Raw genomic sequence first — 3090 nt, forward strand, 5'->3', positions numbered from 1 at the left:
GCCATATTGCGTATCTAGATTTCGCTGATAGTAGCCGTTTCTCATATTCGGTGTTCCAGCCTGTTCGATTTCGAGGAAATTTTTCATTTCTTCCCGCATAATCAGCTCTAATTTTTCTTTCACAAATTGACGAATAACACTTTCCAGTTGATTTGCCCAGTCGACATTCGGTATACTTCTTTTAGACATAGGTAGGGTACTCCTTTCTCTGGAATGTGTTATGGCTAAATCAGAGAATACCCTACCTTTTTTCTTTTGGTCTAGCAAAATGCTTTACACAAACTTTTATACATCATCAAATGTAATTTCATAATCGCTATCATTTAAATTCATTTCTTTTGTTCCTGAGTTTACAATTGGCTTCAAAGATAAAAAGTTAAAAAATTTTTCCATATATAATAGTGTATCGTATAGCAAACTTGATTCTTCAATCATACTAGAGAGGCTTTGTCTTGCTAAAAGAATTGATGAAGAAAAAACAAGAATATCACCAGGAGTAAAAATGCCATTGATAGCTTGTTCAATTACCCACCAAAAACTAAAGCCAATACCAATTAATCCAAGCAAAACTAACAATATGGAATAAATTGCTTGTTTATATCGGACATTTTTAATATCCTGATGAATTTTATTATAGACTTGGTCATATTTATTGATAAAAAAAGAACTTAGTTTGAAAAGTCTTACTTCTTTAGCGTGTTCTTTTGATAACATAACAGAACTATAATATCTCAACTTTCTTGAATCAGGACTACGGTCTACCATTGTCTCGAAAGCTTCTCTTTGTAAACGATAGCTAACAAATGCCTGCGGAAGAATTGAAATTAGTATAATCAAAGAAATTAATGGATGGAAACCAGTTAATAGAAAAAGCATTGAAATACCAGATATTCCATTTCTAATTACACTGGTTGCGAACACCATTAAATTAACAGGTCTCCATGCGGCCTCTTGTTCTATAACTTGAATATCATCATAAAACTTCGAATCCTCAAAGTAATATAAATCAGTTAATTTTGAGGATTTTTCCATCAATTGTCTATTAATATTGTATATTAATTTGTCAGTAAGTAACCCTTGAAACGTCATTTCTATTGGACTTATTATTGAACTTAAAAATGAAGCAATTAACCAAAATAAAAAGAAAATCATTAAATTCGTAAAGACACCTGTTGAAAGCTCATCAATCATACCTTTTGCTAACCATAAACTTAAAGCCGGTAATATACCCTGTAATGGTACGGTAATTAATAATATTGTTGTGTATAATTTTGATGACTTCCAAAATATAGGGAAAGATTTTATAAATAGTAATAAAAATTTATTAACCGTTTTTATAATTTTCATATTATCATCCCCATTAACCTAAGATGAATAAGGACGAGACTTGTAATCTCGCCCTTTTAGAATTATCTCCAATTTTTAGGATTCATAAATTTAGAAGTAATATAGTCATATTTATCATCTGTAATTGGTTCAATAGATTCAACAATATATCGTTCTCTCATAGGTCTATCTTCTAAGTATCTTAATACCCCTCCTCAAGTGTTACAATTGGAAATCTTCTGCCTCTTTCATCATATTCCCAGGCTTCGACTTCATCAGATAGAGCGGAAAATGCATCAAGATCAGGCTCCAAGTTTTCAAAAAACATTGTTGTAGGACATTGTACATAACAACTTGTCCTATACTTTCCACCACACGTAACAATTGGATGTCCCCCTGGTCTCCCTTATTAAACCTCACCATAGAAAACTGGGCAATTCCCAGCGCGGTCAACTCTAGTGAAAACTCGGAGTTTTCCCCCAAACGGAACATTAAACCAGTATTATCGCTGATTTCTACTTTGGAATCATTTGATACTATCAGTTCATTAACTCCTATAATTGTTCCTTCGACGAGAGGGGTTTTTCCGTCACTTAAATACAATTCTGCAAAATAACCATCATCTTTAGTTTTTGCACTTGTTACCCTGTAAGCCTTTTTTGGAAAATAAGCTAATTCTCCTTTTTTTAGATGGGCTTCATGTTCTCTAACTTTTAGATAATGACTTTTTCTAACAGCATAATCAAAAATCCTCCTGTTTTTTTTGAAAATACTGCTTTATAGATACTTTTATAGATCAGCACCGATAATATCCTTTGACAATAAACAGCAAATTCCTTTTATTTTATAAATTTTTATTATTTAACGCGATAAAAATTCAAATAAGTTTCCTGTTTCATTAGATCAAGCTAAACGTTTAAGCCGATACAATAATATGCTCAATAAAGTGGCTCGAAATTTAAATTCAAAAGCCCTTTTAAAATTCGAGCTGCTTGGTTTAAAAGCTCTTTCATTATCAAAATTATTTAAAAATGAAGATTGGGAAGGACTAAATGAAATCCTTCTTTTAGTAAATGAAGGCACAAAAGGAACGATTTAACTAAATTTATAAAAGGGCTGGAAGAAAAACGCAAACGAATAGATGAAACGCAACAAAAATTTAAAGAAAAACTAAATATGCTGGAAATTGAACAGGAAGAATTAGAAGAAACAGAAAGAAAAATCAGGGAAACTGAAAAGAAAATAAAAGAAAAAGTCAAATTTTTGGCCAGATATAACCATAAAACCCAACAGTTTTTGCTCAAACATCTAGGATTTTTGAAGATAAATTAGTCCTCGCCCGAAGGCTTGATTCAAATTGGCAAAAATCCCTTAAAAAGAAAGGTGTTTTAAATATTTCAAATCCCTCATTAGGTAAGATACAAACAGACATGGAGAGAGGGGCCGAGGACTTTTTCAATCGGAGTTTCAATCCATCAAAGGTAAGATACAAACATGGAAGACTTCAAAGAAGGAGAAACCCTCTTTGGATTGTTTCAATCCCTCAAAGGTTAGATACAAACTGTCGAAAAGTCCGAATATAGCTGACGCCATTTTACGTTTCAATCCCTCATAGGTAAGATACAAACGGAGGTTGATGTCCCCGAATATCGAATTGAGGTATTGTTTCAATCCCTCATAGGTAAGATACAAACACTCAGTCCACTTCAAAAACTGAATATCGATGAAATTGTTTCAATCCCTCATAGGTAAGATACAAACCCT

The 3090-nt window shown here is 32.4% G+C and carries 4 protein-coding genes and 1 pseudogene; 2 read left to right on the forward strand and 3 right to left on the reverse strand.

Going from position 1 to position 3090, the window contains the following annotated elements; all coding sequences use genetic code 11:
• The 3 genes and pseudogenes from A3EQ_RS20850 to A3EQ_RS0109155 all read right to left on the reverse strand — a co-directional run.
• Positions 1–189 (reverse strand): annotated as a pseudogene (locus A3EQ_RS20850) (IS256 family transposase); the annotation flags it as partial.
• Positions 190–285: 96 nt separating this feature from the next.
• Positions 286–1347, reverse strand: a complete 1062-nt coding sequence (locus tag A3EQ_RS20855; RefSeq protein WP_020154875.1) for an ABC transporter ATP-binding protein — start codon at positions 1345–1347, stop codon at positions 286–288.
• A gap of 201 nt (positions 1348–1548) precedes the next feature.
• The gene (locus tag A3EQ_RS0109155) at positions 1549–1929 is read right to left on the reverse strand and encodes a hypothetical protein (protein ID WP_020154876.1); all 381 of its coding nucleotides are present in this window, start codon (positions 1927–1929) and stop codon (positions 1549–1551) included.
• 331 nt (positions 1930–2260) lie between these two features.
• On the opposite strand from A3EQ_RS0109155, the gene A3EQ_RS22480 reads away from it, so the two are divergent.
• Entirely contained in the window at positions 2261–2425 is a 165-nt protein-coding gene (locus A3EQ_RS22480; protein WP_154652842.1) for a hypothetical protein, read from the forward strand.
• A 77-nt stretch (positions 2426–2502) separates the two neighbouring features.
• Positions 2503–2658, forward strand: coding sequence for a hypothetical protein (locus A3EQ_RS22485; protein WP_020154877.1), 156 nt, complete (start codon positions 2503–2505; stop codon positions 2656–2658).
• Positions 2659–3090: the final 432 nt, after the last annotated feature.

Origin of the sequence: Caldibacillus debilis DSM 16016 (genome assembly GCF_000383875.1) — a bacterium.
GTDB classification, from domain to species: domain Bacteria; phylum Bacillota; class Bacilli; order Bacillales; family Caldibacillaceae; genus Caldibacillus; species Caldibacillus debilis.